At 38.7% G+C, this 16,369-nt stretch carries 18 protein-coding genes and 1 riboswitch; of the genes, 8 read left to right on the top strand and 10 right to left on the bottom strand.

The genetic code is table 11. The features are described from left to right. The first annotated feature begins 2 nt into the window (after window positions 1–2). Both MHH37_RS08445 and MHH37_RS08440 read left to right on the top strand, forming a co-directional pair. Window positions 3–1,211 carry an MFS transporter gene (locus tag MHH37_RS08445; RefSeq protein ID WP_342575867.1) on the top strand — a complete coding sequence of 403 codons (1,209 nt, stop codon included), beginning with the start codon at window positions 3–5 and terminating at the stop codon, window positions 1,209–1,211. Beyond that, the gene (locus MHH37_RS08440; protein WP_339264365.1) at window positions 1,208–1,381 is read left to right on the top strand and encodes a hypothetical protein; all 174 of its coding nucleotides are present in this window, start codon (window positions 1,208–1,210) and stop codon (window positions 1,379–1,381) included. Before MHH37_RS08445 ends, MHH37_RS08440 begins: the two co-directional genes overlap by 4 nt. Before the next feature lie 42 nt (window positions 1,382–1,423). On the opposite strand, the gene MHH37_RS08435 is transcribed toward MHH37_RS08440, so the two are convergent. Together MHH37_RS08435 and MHH37_RS08430 are read right to left on the bottom strand one after the other, a co-directional pair. Then, on the bottom strand, window positions 1,424–2,761 hold the full coding sequence (locus MHH37_RS08435; RefSeq protein WP_339264364.1) for an amino acid permease: 1,338 nt from the start codon (window positions 2,759–2,761) through the stop codon (window positions 1,424–1,426). A gap of 260 nt (window positions 2,762–3,021) precedes the next feature. Beyond that, window positions 3,022–3,100: riboswitch (glycine riboswitch) on the bottom strand. 322 nt (window positions 3,101–3,422) lie between these two features. After that, the gene (locus tag MHH37_RS08430) at window positions 3,423–3,947 is read right to left on the bottom strand and encodes a dehydrogenase (protein WP_342575865.1); all 525 of its coding nucleotides are present in this window, start codon (window positions 3,945–3,947) and stop codon (window positions 3,423–3,425) included. A gap of 212 nt (window positions 3,948–4,159) precedes the next feature. Between MHH37_RS08430 and aspA the strand changes: the two genes are divergently transcribed. Next, on the top strand, window positions 4,160–5,575 hold the full coding sequence (aspA, locus tag MHH37_RS08425) for an aspartate ammonia-lyase (RefSeq protein ID WP_008406686.1): 1,416 nt from the start codon (window positions 4,160–4,162) through the stop codon (window positions 5,573–5,575). 53 nt (window positions 5,576–5,628) lie between these two features. Here the strand turns inward: aspA and MHH37_RS08420 are convergent, their stop codons facing one another. From MHH37_RS08420 to MHH37_RS08410, 3 genes are read right to left on the bottom strand one after another with little or no spacing between them, the layout of a single operon-like run. Further along, a complete protein-coding gene (locus MHH37_RS08420) occupies window positions 5,629–5,931 on the bottom strand; it encodes a hypothetical protein (protein ID WP_008406683.1) in 303 nt (100 codons plus the stop codon). 17 nt (window positions 5,932–5,948) lie between these two features. Continuing rightward, window positions 5,949–6,620 carry a reverse transcriptase-like protein gene (locus tag MHH37_RS08415; RefSeq protein WP_008406681.1) on the bottom strand — a complete coding sequence of 224 codons (672 nt, stop codon included), beginning with the start codon at window positions 6,618–6,620 and terminating at the stop codon, window positions 5,949–5,951. Between the two features lie 54 nt (window positions 6,621–6,674). Beyond that, on the bottom strand, window positions 6,675–7,142 hold the full coding sequence (locus tag MHH37_RS08410; RefSeq protein WP_342575863.1) for an ATPase: 468 nt from the start codon (window positions 7,140–7,142) through the stop codon (window positions 6,675–6,677). 88 nt (window positions 7,143–7,230) lie between these two features. On the opposite strand from MHH37_RS08410, the gene pgeF reads away from it, so the two are divergent. Further along, window positions 7,231–7,992: a peptidoglycan editing factor PgeF gene (gene pgeF / locus MHH37_RS08405; RefSeq protein ID WP_342575861.1), complete on the top strand. Its 762-nt coding sequence runs from the start codon at window positions 7,231–7,233 to the stop codon at window positions 7,990–7,992. Between the two features lie 83 nt (window positions 7,993–8,075). Here pgeF and MHH37_RS08400 read toward each other — a convergent pair whose 3' ends face one another. Further along, entirely contained in the window at window positions 8,076–8,471 is a 396-nt protein-coding gene (locus tag MHH37_RS08400) for a VOC family protein (RefSeq protein ID WP_008406676.1), read from the bottom strand. Between the two features lie 295 nt (window positions 8,472–8,766). On the opposite strand from MHH37_RS08400, the gene MHH37_RS08395 reads away from it, so the two are divergent. Genes MHH37_RS08395 through MHH37_RS08385 form a run of 3 tightly spaced genes read left to right on the top strand, consistent with a single transcriptional unit; the run spans window position 8,767 to window position 10,010 of the window. Next, the gene (locus MHH37_RS08395; protein ID WP_340734998.1) at window positions 8,767–9,102 is read left to right on the top strand and encodes a PadR family transcriptional regulator; all 336 of its coding nucleotides are present in this window, start codon (window positions 8,767–8,769) and stop codon (window positions 9,100–9,102) included. Beyond that, window positions 9,089–9,706 (top strand): permease prefix domain 1-containing protein, encoded by a 618-nt coding sequence (locus MHH37_RS08390; RefSeq protein ID WP_342575860.1) that lies wholly within the window; start codon window positions 9,089–9,091, stop codon window positions 9,704–9,706. Before MHH37_RS08395 ends, MHH37_RS08390 begins: the two co-directional genes overlap by 14 nt. A gap of 13 nt (window positions 9,707–9,719) precedes the next feature. After that, window positions 9,720–10,010 (top strand): hypothetical protein, encoded by a 291-nt coding sequence (locus MHH37_RS08385; RefSeq protein ID WP_342575859.1) that lies wholly within the window; start codon window positions 9,720–9,722, stop codon window positions 10,008–10,010. 39 nt (window positions 10,011–10,049) lie between these two features. Here the strand turns inward: MHH37_RS08385 and MHH37_RS08380 are convergent, their stop codons facing one another. The 4 genes from MHH37_RS08380 to MHH37_RS08365 form a co-directional block, all read right to left on the bottom strand. After that, on the bottom strand, window positions 10,050–10,856 hold the full coding sequence (locus MHH37_RS08380; protein WP_342575858.1) for an aldo/keto reductase: 807 nt from the start codon (window positions 10,854–10,856) through the stop codon (window positions 10,050–10,052). A 177-nt stretch (window positions 10,857–11,033) separates the two neighbouring features. Further along, a complete protein-coding gene (locus tag MHH37_RS08375; RefSeq protein WP_342575857.1) occupies window positions 11,034–12,146 on the bottom strand; it encodes an endospore germination permease in 1,113 nt (370 codons plus the stop codon). An 80-nt stretch (window positions 12,147–12,226) separates the two neighbouring features. Further along, complete coding sequence (locus MHH37_RS08370; protein WP_342575856.1) at window positions 12,227–13,420, bottom strand: Ger(x)C family spore germination protein; 1,194 nt, start codon at window positions 13,418–13,420, stop codon at window positions 12,227–12,229. 14 nt (window positions 13,421–13,434) lie between these two features. Then, window positions 13,435–15,042, bottom strand: coding sequence for a spore germination protein (locus MHH37_RS08365; RefSeq protein ID WP_342575855.1), 1,608 nt, complete (start codon window positions 15,040–15,042; stop codon window positions 13,435–13,437). Between the two features lie 292 nt (window positions 15,043–15,334). On the opposite strand from MHH37_RS08365, the gene MHH37_RS08360 reads away from it, so the two are divergent. Continuing rightward, window positions 15,335–16,369, top strand: coding sequence for an ABC transporter permease (locus MHH37_RS08360; RefSeq protein ID WP_342575854.1), 1,035 nt, complete (start codon window positions 15,335–15,337; stop codon window positions 16,367–16,369).

Genomic DNA, 16,369 nt, shown 5'->3' with positions numbered 1-16,369 from the left:
AGATGAAGTTACGTAAAGAATATCTCTATTTATGGTTTGGGTTTGGCGCATCAAAATTGGGCAGCTGGATTTACTTGATCGCTCTCAATTTAACGGTTTGGCATTTGACCGAATCCCCGGCTGCGGTTGCGGGTATCTATATCATTGGCCCGATTGCCCGCATTATGTGCAGTTTTTTTGCAGGCTCGATCGTAGACAGGGCCAATAAAAGAACCATCTTAATTACTTGTGATGTTTTCCGCGCAGGTCTTGTCTGTACGATGCCGCTGCTTTCGGAAATCTGGCTTATATACAGTTTTATCTTTTTGGCAAATGTCGCCGTCTGTTTTGCCAATCCGAGCAGCACATTTATGATTACAAAACTTGTATTGCCAAATGATCGTCTTCGGTTTAATGCGATCAACAGCATGTTAGGCTCGGGAAGCTTTATGATTGGACCTGCTTTAAGCGGTGCCATTATCGCCATAAGCAGTACTGCTGCGGCAATGTGGGTGAATGGTGTCATGCTGCTGTTCAGTGCGATCATGATGTTTTTATTGCCGAATGTTGAGCAGAAATCGGCAGGTACCGCTACTGTACTGACACCCGCTGTCATCCGTGAAGATTTTTCAATCGTCTGGACTTTCATTTCGCAACGAAAAGCGGTACTGAAGTTCTTTATTTTATATTCAACAGCTTTAATGATCTGCTATTCGCTTGATTCTCAGGAAATGTCGTTTTTGAAGGATTTTCATCAAGTAACGGATTCAGTTTACGGAATCATTGTAGGTATCACGGGAATCGGTGCCATTGTCGGCGGCTATTTGGCTGCCCGATTCGTCAATAATCTGTCACTCGTCTCATACATTGGCATCGGGTTTACATGTACGTTACTATCCTATTTCACATTTTATTTCTCGCCTAATTTGACGATTGCGGTCGCTGCTTTCATATTGCTCGGACTGTTTATGGCATTTAGCAATGCGGGCTACGCGACCTTTTACCAGCAGACTATTCCGACTGAATTGATGGGACGGTTCGGCAGTTCGCTTGGCCTGATAGAAAGCGTAATGCAAATTACCTTAACCTTGATCATTGGATATTTGGCGGAAATCTATACAATTCAGCTGACAACTAGCCTCTTTGCCTTTATCGGCGCTGTCATCGCATGTATCGTCTATTTCCACCTGTTATACAATAAATCACTTTTTGTAAAGGAGGAGCTAACATGATTACGTATGAAACAATTTGCTACTGCTGCAAAAAACCATTTTTATTAATAGAAGGAACGGTAAAATACCGGAATTACAAACGGAATATGCAGGGGAAATTTTCCTGTGATTCATGTGACAATAAAATCTTCTCAGAAGCAAGAAGCCAATTTTTGCGGAAAATAAACTAATAGAAAAAACCGGGCTTCCTCGATGGAAACCCGGTTTACTGTTTATTTTTTTCGTACCTTATAAAGAACAAACAGCAGTATAAACCATATTGGTGTTAACAGCAGTGATGTTCTCGTTGATTCGGAAATACCCATAATGACTAGTAAAAATAAGAAGAATGCCAATACTAAATAGTTGATGAAGGGTGTTAATGGCGCTTTGAAAACTGAAGTTTTATGTAATTCCGGATGACGCTTTTTGTAAATGATATGCGAAATCAGAATAATGCTCCAAACCCAAATAAAACAAATCGCACTAATTGTTGTCACGATACTGAATGCATCGTCCGGCATGAAATAACTAAGCAATGCCCCAATCGAAACTACGACCGCAGAAAATATCAGACCATTTTGCGGCACCGCATTTTTGTTTAATTTACCGTATGCTTTTGGTGCTTGTTTATTATTACTTAAACTGTACAGCATACGGCTCGTTGAGAACATCCCGCTATTCCCTGCAGAAGCAGCTGATGTAAGCACAACAAAGTTAATTAAACCTGCTGCAATCGGAATACCTACCAATGCGAAAACCTGAACGAATGGTGAACTTGCAGCGCTTAATGTATCCCAAGGATTGATTGTTAAAATGACGAATAATGCCCCTACATAAAACAGCAGAATACGTACGGGAATTTTATTGATTGCAGATGGGATATTCTTTTTAGGGTTTGCCGTTTCAGCAGCAGCTACCCCTACTAATTCAACCCCAACGAATGCAAAGACAACCATCTGGAACGCCATTAAGAATCCAAATGCCCCATTCGGGAATAACCCTCCGTGCTCCCATAGGTTCGATACGGCAACTTTGCCTGTATCTGTTTCAAAACCAATGATCAACAATATAATTCCAATTGCAATCAATGCAACAATTGTGATGATTTTAATCAACGCAAACCAAAACTCCAGCTCTCCGAACAGTTTGACCGTCAATAAATTCAAAATTAGTAAAACTACTAAACATGCGATAGCCGGTACCCATTGCGGGATGTCGAACCAGTATTGCGTGTACATGCCGACAGCGATTATATCTGCCATTGCCGTCATAACCCAGCAGAACCAGTATGTCCAGCCGGTAATATAGCCTGCCCAATCCCCTAAGTATTCAGTGGCGAACTCGGTAAACGATGCATAGCCGCCTTTTGATAAAAGCATTTCGCCAAGTGCACGCATGACGAAAAATAGTGCGATACCAACGATTAAGTATGCAAAGATAATAGAAGGTCCTGCAAGTGAGATCGCTTTACCTGACCCTAAAAACAACCCCGTTCCGATTGTTCCTCCAATCGCTATTAACTGAACGTGTCGATTTTTCAGATCGCGCTTTAATTCTTGTTGTTCCAAAACGATTCCTCCAAAGGATAAGTATTTTGTCTGTTTACACAGCGCAAAATAATAAGTACTTCATCGCGGTCCATCAAGTAATTTTTTCTGGAAAATTAAAACAGGGACTGATTATGTGCCAGTCCCTGTGTCTAAGAATAATCGATCTCGCCTCTGCGAAATCGCGTCCAGATTTCAAAAAATCTGTGACATCTATCGAGGGCTTTTCTTTTTCAAACAGTGGATGCTACATACACCAATTTTTAAGGAAAAGCGTCTCTCATTACTCTTCTGTCCTTTTGCCTGAGATTATGAACCCTTCGGCGACGCGGTATACGCGCTCTCTCCAGAAACTGCTCCCGCCAGTAGTTTTATCCACGACGATCAACGCTTGATATGTATGCAATTAGTTGCCTATAGGTCATCTGGCATCTTCCAGTTTCCTATAGCTCGCGTTCAATACTATTATTGTACGATAATCATACTATCAATTTTCTGCCCGCCTTACAATGGATAATCGTAGTCAGTTATTATGTAAATAGCAATTTAACCTTATTCCCAACATAATGTTTTCTTCTTGTAGAAGATTCATGACTAAAAAAATATTACACCGAAAATTCAATATTTTCAGTGTAATATTTCATATAGAGGAATTGGTAGCCCCTCGTAATTCTGTTTTCGTTTACTGCAGTTTTTCCTGTACCGTTGAATCTTCTTCGTATGTTGTTCGATTGATATCGATCAGCTTTCCTTTTGTTGTGTTTGTCTTTTTCATTTTGACAACATACGTATTGTCTAAAGCAATGTCTGTGCAGGCGATGTCTTTCTCGCGAATATTTTCAGGGTAATTTAAAGTAATAACTAATGTATCCCCGTCTTTTTCGATTTTTTCAATTTCTCTTCCACAGCCATCTGAATACCCTGTGACAAACAGCACTTCTTCTGTTTCAAAATCGATGGGCGGAATCGATTCAAAACCAAAAATATCGGCCCACGTCGTATAAAGCTTTTCATCCTGCACGATTGAAATACTCGTACCAACTTCAGGGGGAATCGAATCTAATTGAAACAGTAATTCATATTCAACTTGATTTTCTTCCTGAACAGGGTCGGTCGAATTGGATGAGGTTGCTTGATCTTTCGTATTACATGCTGCAAGTAGAAAGATCAGTCCCATGACAAGCATGCAACTAAAACATTTTTTCAATGTCCATCACCTCGTTTCTTACATAATTAGTTGGATGAAAAATAAAAAAGTTTCGATTTTCCCACATTTTATCTGTTACTATTGGTTAATTTAAACTTACAAGATTATGTTAAATAAACTAATAATTCAGCAAGTAAGCTTTTATCATAAAATGGCGTATAATGTAGTTGTTTATCCAACTATTACACCATTCTCTTGGAGGGTTTGTACAAATGAGTACACGTATTGAAAAAGACTTTTTAGGCACATTAGAAATCCCAAAGGACGTTTATTACGGCGTTCAAACAACTCGTGCATTAGAAAATTTCCCGATTACTAAAATGACAATGCACCCTGAATTAATTCGTGCATTTGCCATCGTAAAGAAAAGTTCGGCACTTGCAAATGCCGCTATCGGTAAATTGGATCCGGTAATTGCCAATGCAATTGCACAAGCATCCGATGACATTATTTCAGGACTATTACATGACCAGTTTGTTGTAGATCCAATTCAGGGCGGAGCAGGCACTTCAATGAACATGAATGCCAATGAAGTAATTGCTAACCGTGCACTGGAAATTTTAGGGGAAGAAAAAGGTACTTATTCAATCATTAGTCCTAACAGCCATGTCAATATGGCGCAGTCAACAAATGATGCATTCCCATCGGCTATCCATATCGCAACAGTTTCTACATTAGATAATCTAATTATTGCAATGGAAATGATGCGTGATAGCTTTATCAAAAAATCAGTAGAATTTGATTCAATCGTTAAAATGGGACGTACGCATTTACAAGATGCTGTACCCGTTCGTTTAGGTCAGGAATTTGGTGCCTACGCTGCCGTTGTTTCTCGTGATATTGCTCGCATCAAAAAAGCGCAGCAGACAATGCTGCAAATCAATATTGGCGCAACTGCAATCGGTACAGGCTTAAATGCAGATCCAGAATATATGAAATTAGCTGTGGAAAACATTGCGGTTTACAGTGGCTTCCCGTTCATTAAAGTAGACAATTTAATCGACGGTACACAAAATACCGATACGTATGCAGAAGTATCATCAATGCTAAAAATCGCTATGATGAATATGTCGAAAATCTGTAATGACTTACGCTTAATGGCATCAGGTCCAAAAGCCGGATTTGCAGAAATTCGTTTACCGGAACGCCAGCCAGGTTCTTCTATTATGCCAGGTAAAGTAAACCCGGTTATGCCGGAAGTAATTAACCAAATTGCTTTCCAAGTGATCGGTAACGACGTGACAATCTCACTTGCATCAGAAGCAGGTCAATTTGAGCTTAACGTAATGGAACCGGTTCTAGTATTTAATCTGCTTCAGTCGATTGAAATTATGACGAACGGTTTCACAGTATTTACAAAATACTGCCTGGACCATATCGAAGCGAATGAAGCACGTCTGCATGATTTTGTTGAGCGTTCAATCGGTGTTATTACTGCACTGGCTCCACATTTAGGGTATGAGCGTTCAAGTCAAATTGCGCGTGAAGCACTGCATAGCGGCAAATCTGTACGCGAACTTTGCTTAATGTACAATTATTTCACACTTGAGCAGCTTGATATTATCTTAAATCCATTCGAATTAACGCAACCCGGTATTGCTGGTGAACGCGCATTTGAAAAACAATAATAAAAGCTAAAACGAAAGCTCCGCCGGGATATTTTCCCTGCGGAGCTTTTTCATTAAATATAGAGCACTTCTTTTGCGAGTGAAATCGCACGCTTGCTAACTTCCAATTTATCGCCGTCCGCATTTAGCTTCACGACTCCATTTGGCTCATCAAAAATGGATTTCAGCTGTGCTTTCGGTTTGACACCGACCATCATCGGTCCTTTTTCGGGCTCACCTGTACGTAGTTTTTCCTGCTCTCGTGTGACACCTTGTTCTTCCCCGATTTTCGGGAAAGCTGTTGTTTGTTGCTGTAAATTTCGGGGACGTGTCTGGTTATTTAAACTTGAACTCCCTGTTCCAACAGAACGTATCATGAATGATCCCCCTTCAATTATCTTTTCTTACTCTTTCGTATATCAATATCCGCGTAGATTTCAACTTCCAGTAGTGCCTGATTCGCGAGCTGATCTGCTTCACCGTTTAGTTTGCGGTCAATATGTTGATATTCCGGTCGAATGCCAAGCTTCTGAAGCTTCGCATCAATTTTATCTGCCCACGTTGACAGAACACTATCCGTTACGCCCCATTCGCCGTTCATTTCATTAATGACGACTTGCGAATCACCGTAAATCTTTATTTTTTGGTGATGCACGCCCATCTCCTCAAGCTGCTCTACAGCAAGATTCAGTGCCGCATATTCCGCTTCATTGTTTGATGTTAAATACTCCGCCAGCTGATTCGTCCGCAAGCGATAGTTTTTTCCGTTCTGTTTATAATAGACGACTATCCCTAAACCGGCCAGCTTTTCTTCTCTATTAAAACCGCCATCAAAATAGACTTCCACTTCGGTAGGTTCTGTTTCGAGAGATTTCAAATATTTTTTTAGCTCTTTTAAAGTCCATGTACTGTCATGTTCATCTGTCATCACAATATTTTTTGTACGGCCCGTGTTTTCCATATCCAGTACGAGCGTATAGGCATGCGCTGCAGGAATTGCCTCACTTCGCCATGTAATTTCCTGCTTAGCCTTTGTGATATATTGCCATTCAATCGTCAATTCCAATCGGCTCTCCCCTTCCATTTTTCGTTTGCTGCAAATCTTCTATAAGGTGAAACTTCATTCAGTGGGGGGTTTTTCATCTCCACTGATTGTTAGTTGAACCAATTCGCCCTGCTCAAGTTTAGAGGCGGGAATCGTACTACCTGTTAATGCGGGATAAAACCAGTTAATACTAAGTGTACTAACCATTATGCCAACTATAAACGGTGGTGATACAAAAAATAAAAAATCTGAGCTGCCGATCGGTACTTTTATCAGCAATCCGAAAATGATTGGCTGCAGAATGCAAAAGATAAAACTTGTTAAGTAAAGTGCACGTTTGCTGTAATTTTTACGCATGAGGTACAGCACATAATACCAGGGAATCACGACAAAAAAATAAATCGGCAAAACATAAATAATTATGGACATGGCCGTACCGAATGTGATCGATTCATTTATATAAGGCAATGAAAATGCAATAAAAACCATGACCGCCATGACATAAGGTAAAAAACCGGTTAAAATGATTTGCCAACTCTTCATCACATTCCCCCTATTTCCAATCATTATACCAAACACTATTTGCCTATACAAAATTTGCATTTACGGGTATAGTACAGGGGGTGATAAAATGAAGGTAAAATTTTATGAAAATAATGAAAAACGCGTACTAGGCATTACATTAAAAGATCCAGCATTAGCCGAGGACAACAATATGGCACTCCATGTTTGCAAAAACGAAGCTGATATTATCGAAAACCGCCAACAGCTTGCCTCACTGCTGCAAACCGAATTATCAGAGTTTGTATGCGCCAATCAAACACATAGTGCCAACTTCTTCCGTGTGGAAAAATCGGAAATCGGCAAAGGAGCAACCGACAATACAACTGCTGTTCATGATACCGACGCATTGTATACGTACGAACCAAACGTTGTGATCTCAAGCTTTACCGCAGATTGTGTACCGGTCTTATTTTATAATGTAAAAACAAATGTCATCGGGGCTGTGCACTCTGGATGGCAAGGGACGATTAAAGAAATTACATTAAAGTTGCTTCAACATTTACAACAAGAGGAAAATTGCGATTTACGTGATTTGAAAGTAATGATCGGGCCAGCAATCAGCCAAGAGAAATTCGAAGTGGATGCCGATGTTCAGGAAAAATTCAAAGCACTCGGATATGCGGACGAATTTATGTACTGGAATGAAGAAACGAGCAAATTCCATATCGACAACCAGTTGACCGTGAAAACACAGTGCATGCTTGCAGGTGTGCCTGAAGAAAACATTTCGATTGACCGAATGTGCACATTTTTGGATGAGGACGGATTCTCCCATCGCCAAGACAGCTCAACCGGCAGGCACTTGAGCTTTATTATGCGAAAAGAATAGATTTCGTTAATAAGTGTGAGAAAAGGAATACCTAACATTCAGTAGGTATTCCTTTTTTCATGAGTCTAAAACCGGCGGCATAATCATGGTGCTACAAGTTCAACCTTGATTCTATCCGGATCTTCAAAAAAAACAGCGTAATAATTTTCCCCTCCTGCATAGGGATGTTTATCAGTATAAAGGATATTAACACCTTTACTTGCTAACTTTCTTGTCATCTCATCTACTTGTTGACGCGAACTTGCATGGAAAGCCAAATGATTTAGACCTACCCGGCATCTATGATAAGGAATATCCATAAACCGTTCTTCTGCTTGCACGAAAACGATATAGGTCTCTCCGATTTTCCAACTCTGTCCACTTTCCCACGATTGATAAGATTCATATCCCAATTCTTCTAACAACCATCCCCAAAAGTTAATGGAAGTTTTTAAATCTGAAACATATAATTCGATATGATGAATAAGCCCTTTTGACAATGGATGCCTTCCTTTCTATCTACCAAATAATCCTAATCGATATTTTAGATTAGGTACGTTTTTGTATAGTTTTTGTAATAACAAGAATTTCTGGTCATACTTCATTTTTACACTCTCTATTGCAGCTGGGTATTCACTCTCTTAATTATTTTATTCTCTATACCTTAACATAAATAACCATTTTATATTATTCATACTGACAGAATGGAATCATTCGTCGAACAGGTTTTCATTTATACATTGTAAGACGATGTACATTGGATTAATATGTATTTAAAGGCGGTGATTGTAAAAAATGGAGAAAGAAATGATGAAAGGGAGTATCGATATTTTACTTTTATCACTATTGGCAGAACAGGATCGATACGGCTATGAAATGACAAAGCAGCTTCGCGTTTTAAGCGATGAAGCCTATTCGATGAATGAAGGAACGTTATATCCAGCATTAAAGCGTTTAGAACAGCATCGTTTTGTGACGAGTTACTGGCAAGATGAAACTTCCGGAAAACGCCGGAAATACTATGCCATTACGGATATTGGACGCGAACAATTAAAGCAAAAGTTATCAAGCTGGGAGCAGTTGACCCGTTTAATCAAACGAACGGCAGGTGGATTGTATGGAAGTCGTTAAACAATATGTTGAAAAAATTATAGCGAATTTGCCAATCCATGATGATGAACGGGCATTGATGAAAGAAGAATTTGAAAATCATATTTTGGAACATTTCGATGAATTACGAATGGTTGGCTATTCAGAACAACAAGCCATTCAACTCGCTATAAAGTCGTTCGGTGAAGCGAAACACATTGAAAGAGAAATGAAGAAAGTATTGTTTCCGCATTATAAATGGATCCGCTTTTGTGCGGCGATTATATTTACGACGTTTACACTATGTTTGAGCTCCCACTTTATTACAAAATGGCTGGAGCCACGTAACGACTCACCTATTTCCACCGATGTGGTTTTGACGTTGCTTTTTATCTGTACAGTCGTTTTCGGAATATGGGAGCTATTATACAACGAAGCGAAAAAGGCCTACAAAACAAAATGGCTGAATGTGGCCACGATTTTTATCGTACCGACATTCGTCTATGAAATGATTGTCTTTTGGCAATTCCAGCCGAATACATTAGAGGACTGGTTACTTCACGATGAACTGTTAATTCCACTATATGTAATCTTTTACGTTGTAGGGCGCCAATTATATACGTATAGTATAGGCGAAAAAAATTAGGAGGTAAAAGGCCTTGGGAGTCGCATTATTAATCATAGTTGTTGTCGCAGCAACTGGCCGGGTGTTAACAAAAAATCAATCTAAAAGAAGAAATCGGATTGTATGGGGTATCCTGGTCATGATTGTGTTAAACCCGTTTGTTTCTTGGCTAATTGGTATTTGTTTCGCAATTTTTGCCGGGGAAGGCTTTGCAGGAATGGGCGTGATGGTCATACTGTTCATTGCCATGTTTTTCATTGGGGCTTGTATTTTGATAAGTGGCCTGTTAACAAAGGTAGATATTGAACAAGCGTCTCCAAAATAAGAGCCGCTTGTTTGGTATGATTAAAATGGTAGTGACTTATTACAGGTTTTCAATTTTTTCGACATCTGCTGCAGTTAATTCGAAATCAAATAGATCCAAATTTGCTGCCTGATTCAAACGGTTGTGTGATTTCGGAATAACGACAACACCGCGCTGGATTTGGTATTTCAATAAAACTTGTGCACCCGATTTATCATAGGCTTTACCGATTTCATCCAATACTTCTTGTTGATGCGCTTCAGTTTTCATCGGTCCCCATGCAACAGGTGTAATGCCCTCGTCTTGTAATAAAGCAAGAAGGTCTTCGTTCTTTTCTTTTAAGTTGATTTGTATTTGATTAACGGCTGGCTTCACTTTCGCGAATTCTTTCAATTCATCCAGATGATTTTTTCTAAAGTTTGAAACGCCAATTGCTTTCAGTTTTCCTGCTTCGTAATATTCTTCAAAAACTTCCCAAGTGTTTTTAAGCTGTTCCTTGTCCTCGATTGGTGCATGAATCAGAAGCAGGTCCAAATAGTCTGTTTGGAAATTTTTTAGACTGTTATCGATTGCTGCTCGAGTCGACTCCTTTGAAGAAACATATTCTTCTCTCGCCGGAATTTTCGTTGTAATGAACAACTCTTCTCTCGGTACTGAACTTTCTGCTAATATTCCCCCTACAAGCTCTTCGTTTCTATAACTAATCGCAGCATCTATTGATCGATATCCTGACTCAAGTGCTGTTCCGAGCTCAGGAATTTCATTTGTTAACGCTCCGTTATAGTCCTTATTTTCTTTACCATACGTATTTGTACCTGTACCAACAATCTGCATTTTTATTCCATTATTAAGTGTGATGTATTCCATATTTTGGTACTCCCCTTTTATTCTTAAATTATTTTACTGATTAAGTATATCATAACAAAATATAGAATCTTCAGAAATCGAACCGGAAGACATAATCCTACTCAAATAAAAAGGAGCACTGTTCCCTGTTGGAAGCGCGCTCAATTGTTGGTGATATGCCTGCATCAATTCTCCCACTTAAGGTTCTTCAGGGACTTTCCTTAATTGCTTTCTTCGGATGGCATACACTACTATCAGTAAAAGAGGTAAGACTATACCAATTGTATAGGAGAATATTAAACCTATTGTAGTATTCCACTGTTGCTGGTAAATAACATTTGGGAAAATTACAATCGAAATGACTACTGCAATGATTCCAAAAGGGATCGTTAACGGGCGATAATCCTTTAAATTAAATATTTGTGCGAATCCTAAAACAGTAACATAAAAATAAATCGTTGCCTTATAATAAAGTGCGATAATCCAAAGTGTCCCCATTAATGCCTCAATACGTTGTATAAATTCACCGATATTAATTCTTTTGGCCAATACATAGCCAGGATATAGCTCTATTCCCGTATTATATGCCCCTAATACTGCTACACATAAAAATGTAAAAATAATAATGACAATTCCACCTAATAAGTTCCCGATCATAAAGAATTTTTTAGCTTTAAGACCTGTGTTAATAAAAGCAGGAAAAATCATTAATAACACTATAGCGTTGACCGAAGTTACTTCTATAAAAGATAAGGATGTTTGAACAATTTTTTTAGGTTCGGCTTCAAATACTGGTTGCAAGTTATCAAAATGGACTTGCGGAGAAATGAAAAATACTAAAAAAAGAAAAAATATCAAGCAAAAGAGAATTAATACTTCTGCAGAACGTGCAATTGTTTCTAATCCTAAACGGACGCCCATCACAATAATAATTGCCAAAAGGATATTTAGCGCGACCATTGGCGTATTTGGCATTAAATGAGTGTTCAAAAAGGTCCCTGAATAATATAGTAGGATTGCGGTATAGACAAAAGACATGAACACAAATAAAAGAGATGCAGCTTTCCCTAGCCAGCGCCCCAGAACCTTTTCCATCATTTGAACAAAAGTAAGGTCCGGAAACCATTGTGCGATTAAGCAAAATAACCATATTACGATTAATCCAATTGCTGTGCCGAGTATTGCAACAATCCAAGCATCTTGTTTTGTTTCGGAAGCTAAAAATGACGGAACAATTAAGATACTTGTACCAACTGAAAACAACACAACTAAAACCATAAATTGATATGGATTTATTTTTATATCCTGCATCCTGCCATACCTCCTTCCACTGAGGGATCTATTGAACAAACAACTCTTTTTCAAGCACTCCTTTTATTTTTACATGGCGATTAGTCCTTAAGCTTTTCTAAAAATGAACTATTTACCGTCCCTGTAAGGCGAATTTTCATATCTACCTTAACGTTCACTGTTAAGGCAGAAAATTCCTCGTCCCAGTTTTCTTTAATCTGATTCCACTCTTGCGGGTTGGAACGATGGATTGCTTCACCGAATCCAAATATGTCTGATTGGTATTCTTGTTGTAGCACATCGATTGTCTCATTTATTATTCTTGTCGCTTCTTTTTCATAAATTTTCTCAAGCTCCTGTATGGCTTCCGGATTCTTTAAATCAATTTTACATCTAACTTCGCCTACCTTCCCCTCTGCTTTCGTATGGATATTTACTTCGGGTTTTCCATGGACTATATTTCCCTCGACTTTAGAATGGAAGTTAGTCACTTCAATGGTAGATTTCCCTTCGTTAGGACAAGATATTGATGTTACGGTTGATTTAACTGAATTGGTAATACCGCTATACCCTCTACTATCTTGTTCAGTTAACCAGCCCATCAGCCGATCTTCTTTAAATACGGCTAAATTATCATATTGGATTTGAGCAGGCTTAGAAATGGATTCTATATTTTGTTGGGTGGATCCTATTTGTTTATTGCCTGTCAACTGAATCCCCGTTAGTACGGCTTCTTTACCTTCACTTATAAGATCGACTATCAATTCATCTAAAGTAACACCACTCGTACCTGCCCACGCCTTTTCCGATACTTTTAGACCTGCAAACATCTTACTGGCAGGTATGCTTTCCAAGTCTGTTGTGACATTCAGAACTTCTCTGGCGGTTACATCCTTAGCAACAACAACATAGAAGTCAGGTCGAAGTTCCCAATCCCTAGCGAGTAAATCCAAAGATTCACCTATTCCTTCCTTAGCCAATTCTTCACCAATGATCAGCATTTGAAGGTGTCCGGGATATATTTTCCTAGGCGAGACTTTTGTCATTCTACGAAGTGCTTCATAAACTGTTTCCCCATTCTCTGTAAAAAGTGTGACTGTTGCACCCCCTGTCCCGTCTTTCATGGAAACGGCAGATGGTACTACTACTTGTGCGGTTACCTCGTATTCATCTTCACCCTCCACTTTATCGATACCCAATGCCAGAGTAATTGCGAGTTCGTTTAACTCCCTCTTATCCCAGCATCCCGTAAGAATGAAATTAAGGATTATGAGAATAAACATGTACTTTTTCATCGTTTAAGTCCCTCTCATTCCTTATTTTTTGGAGGTGCTGGCTTTGCAGAGGATGGATTTTGTTGCCTAACTCTATTTTTTTGACTGATTAGATGGGGTCGAGTCAACAAGCTCCAGAGCGGAAATACAATAAACGTATCCTTTTGATCGGAAACATTAAATGGTGCAACCGGTGACATATAAGGTATCCCAAACGAGCGTAAACTGCATAAATGTAAAATTAGAGCGATTAATCCAATAGTAATTCCATAGAGACCAAATGATGCTGCTAAAGCCATAAATGCAAAGCGGAGTATCCTTGTAGCAATCGCCATATCGTAAGAAGGTGAAACAAAACTGGATATGGCCGTAATTGAAACGATGATTACCATCATGGCTGAAATTATTCCTGCTTCCACAGCCGCTGTACCTATAACAAATGCCCCAACAATGGACATTGCTGAACCAATCGCACGAGGCATCCTAACACCAGCTTCGCGTAATATTTCAAACGTTATTTCCATTATTAGTGCCTCAACAAATGCCGGAAACGGAACACCTTCTCGCTGAGCTGCAAGACTGATAAGGAGTGCAGGTGGTAGCATCGTTTGATGAAACGTCGTGATTGCAATAAATAATGCGGGTGCCAGCAATGTAATTGAAAATGATAAAAAACGTAGGAGCCGAACAAGACTCCCTATAAGCGTCCGAACATAGTAGTCTTCCGGAGATTGAAAAAACTGTATGAATAATGCTGGAACAATCAGCACAAAGGGTGTTCCATCTACAATGATCGCTATGCGCCCCTCGAGTAGTGCAGCGGCTACTACATCCGGTCTTTCTGTATTAAAGACAGTAGGAAAAGGTGTATATGGCGTATCCTGAATTAATTCCTCGATATTTCCGCTTTCCAGAATTCCATCGATCATTATTCGATCCAAACGTAAATTGACTTCTTTTACTATTTCGTCATTTGCAATGCCGTTGATATAGGCTATGGCAACATTTGTTTTCGTTCGTGAACCAATCTTCTTTGACTCAATCCAAAAGTTAGGATCTTTAATTTTCCTACGGATCAGCGCTGTATTGACACGTAAATTTTCGGTAAAACCTTCGCGCGGACCTCTAACTACTGTCTGCGCCACTGGTTCCGTTACCCCACGCTCAACCCATTGCCTGTTGGAAATAGTTAAGCCATGATTATAGCCATCGATTAAAATAATCGTATCCCCTGACAAAAGGTCCGTAAATAGTACATCAAAGTCTGCTATTTCTTTAATATCCCCTACTGTCATGGCGACATCTTTTAATACGGTGATAAGATTTTTCTGAGGAAGAGTCTTTCCCAGTAATTCAATTTCCTTTATATCCAGCATCAGCGTTTCAAGTATAAAGTTTTGTAAAGAAGCTGTATCGGTTAATCCGTCCGTATATATAATGCCGGCTTTTATCGTTCCTTCTTTACCAATTAGAATTTCGCGAATGACAATATCCGAACTGGTTCCAAGAGCATCTTTTATAAATTGTAAGTTCTGATGAAGATTTGTTTTTATCAGATCATTTTCAATGTCATCCACTTCCTGAATCTGAGTAGCGGGAGAGGAACTAACTTCACGAAATTTTTCCTTTTTCTTAAACCACATCGTATCCCTCTCCTCTTCTTCATTCAACTATCCATATTATCATTTAGTAATTTATGGTATTTATATAAATCAAGTCTATATTAAAGTATGGACGAATTGGTTTTTTTTATACGAATAATACAACAGCAAGGGGGTTATAAACGAAGCCAAAGTATGTTCTCGTGCTCGATAACTGCGTACCGTTCATTTAAAAACAGTTCAAATGAACCCGAAATGTAATTTACTGTTCATCTCCCGTTCATATTCGATTTATAAACTATGGATGTAAAGAACAGATCGGAGGAAAGTAAAAATGAATATTGCGTGGAAAGAAATCAAGAAAAATAAAGTGAGATTTTTAATTTTAGGTTCCATTATTTTTCTCGTTAGTTTATTAACATTTATAATATCTGGTTTAGCAAATGGATTATCGCAAGACAATGCTTCTTTAATTCAAGATTTACCAGATGGTCAATTTTATATGAATAAAAATGGAGATGAAACTTATAATCTGTCAAAAATAGATAGTAGTATACAGGATAAAATAATAATCAAAGAAAAAGATGCTGTGGCATTTTCAATTCAAATGGGTTTCTTAACGAACAAAACTGACAAACAACAGAGTGTAGCCTTTGTTACATCCACTGATTCAGAACTATTTGAGAAGGTGGAAGATGGGGAGATTATATTAGATCGCTCAATGGAGGACAAAGGGATAAAGGTTGGAGATACGTTAACGAATAATCAATTCAGTGGCGAATTTAAAGTAAAGGGTTTTGTCGACCAAAAGAAATTCAGTCATGCCCCGGTTGCATTTATAAACACTAAAAATTTTCAGGAAATGTATCGGGTTATGGAAATGCAACTGATATTTATACCGGGAGGAGATTCTTCACAACAATTCGCAGGCTTGCAATCCTTTACGAACAAGGATTTTCTCAATACCATTCCAAGCTATAATGCAGAACAGATGTCACTAAATATGATTGTTTGGTTTTTAGTTGTAATTAGCGGAATGTTATTTGCCATCTTTTTTTACATGATGAATATTCAAAAAGTCGGTTTATATGGGATTTTAAAGGCAATCGGTATGAAAACAAGCAAGCTGTTCAAAATCATGTGGTCACAAATGCTCTTTATAACGGTCGTTTCGCTTATATTGTCCATTTCTTTCAGCCAAGTATTTAATATGATTGCACCTGAGGGAATGCCTTTTCATTTAACATTTGAAAAAACCGCCCAATTATCTATAGTTTTCCTGCTAATCGGTTTTATCGGAGCTACACTCTCTGGAATACAAATCAAAAAAATCGAACCATTACATGCGATACAACAAGGAGAGGCTTAA

The sequence above is a fragment of the Solibacillus sp. FSL K6-1781 genome, from assembly GCF_038630735.1.
Taxonomy (GTDB): domain Bacteria; phylum Bacillota; class Bacilli; order Bacillales_A; family Planococcaceae; genus Solibacillus; species Solibacillus silvestris.
This window is presented reverse-complemented; position numbering and strand designations above follow the sequence as displayed.

Coding starts and splice junctions, on each gene's coding strand:
- MHH37_RS08440 (WP_339264365.1), top strand. CDS start 1,208: ATGATTACGTATGAAACAATTTGCTACTGCTGCAAAAAACCATTTTTA.
- MHH37_RS08395 (WP_340734998.1), top strand. CDS start 8,767: ATGGAGAAAGAAATGATGAAAGGGAGTATCGATATTTTACTTTTATCA.
- MHH37_RS08420 (WP_008406683.1), bottom strand. CDS start 5,931: ATGATACGTTCTGTTGGAACAGGGAGTTCAAGTTTAAATAACCAGACA.
- MHH37_RS08375 (WP_342575857.1), bottom strand. CDS start 12,146: ATGCAGGATATAAAAATAAATCCATATCAATTTATGGTTTTAGTTGTG.
- MHH37_RS08410 (WP_342575863.1), bottom strand. CDS start 7,142: ATGAAGAGTTGGCAAATCATTTTAACCGGTTTTTTACCTTATGTCATG.
- MHH37_RS08390 (WP_342575860.1), top strand. CDS start 9,089: ATGGAAGTCGTTAAACAATATGTTGAAAAAATTATAGCGAATTTGCCA.
- MHH37_RS08380 (WP_342575858.1), bottom strand. CDS start 10,856: ATGGAATACATCACACTTAATAATGGAATAAAAATGCAGATTGTTGGT.
- MHH37_RS08445 (WP_342575867.1), top strand. CDS start 3: ATGAAGTTACGTAAAGAATATCTCTATTTATGGTTTGGGTTTGGCGCA.
- pgeF (WP_342575861.1), top strand. CDS start 7,231: ATGAAGGTAAAATTTTATGAAAATAATGAAAAACGCGTACTAGGCATT.
- MHH37_RS08365 (WP_342575855.1), bottom strand. CDS start 15,042: ATGTGGTTTAAGAAAAAGGAAAAATTTCGTGAAGTTAGTTCCTCTCCC.
- aspA (WP_008406686.1), top strand. CDS start 4,160: ATGAGTACACGTATTGAAAAAGACTTTTTAGGCACATTAGAAATCCCA.
- MHH37_RS08370 (WP_342575856.1), bottom strand. CDS start 13,420: ATGAAAAAGTACATGTTTATTCTCATAATCCTTAATTTCATTCTTACG.
- MHH37_RS08360 (WP_342575854.1), top strand. CDS start 15,335: ATGAATATTGCGTGGAAAGAAATCAAGAAAAATAAAGTGAGATTTTTA.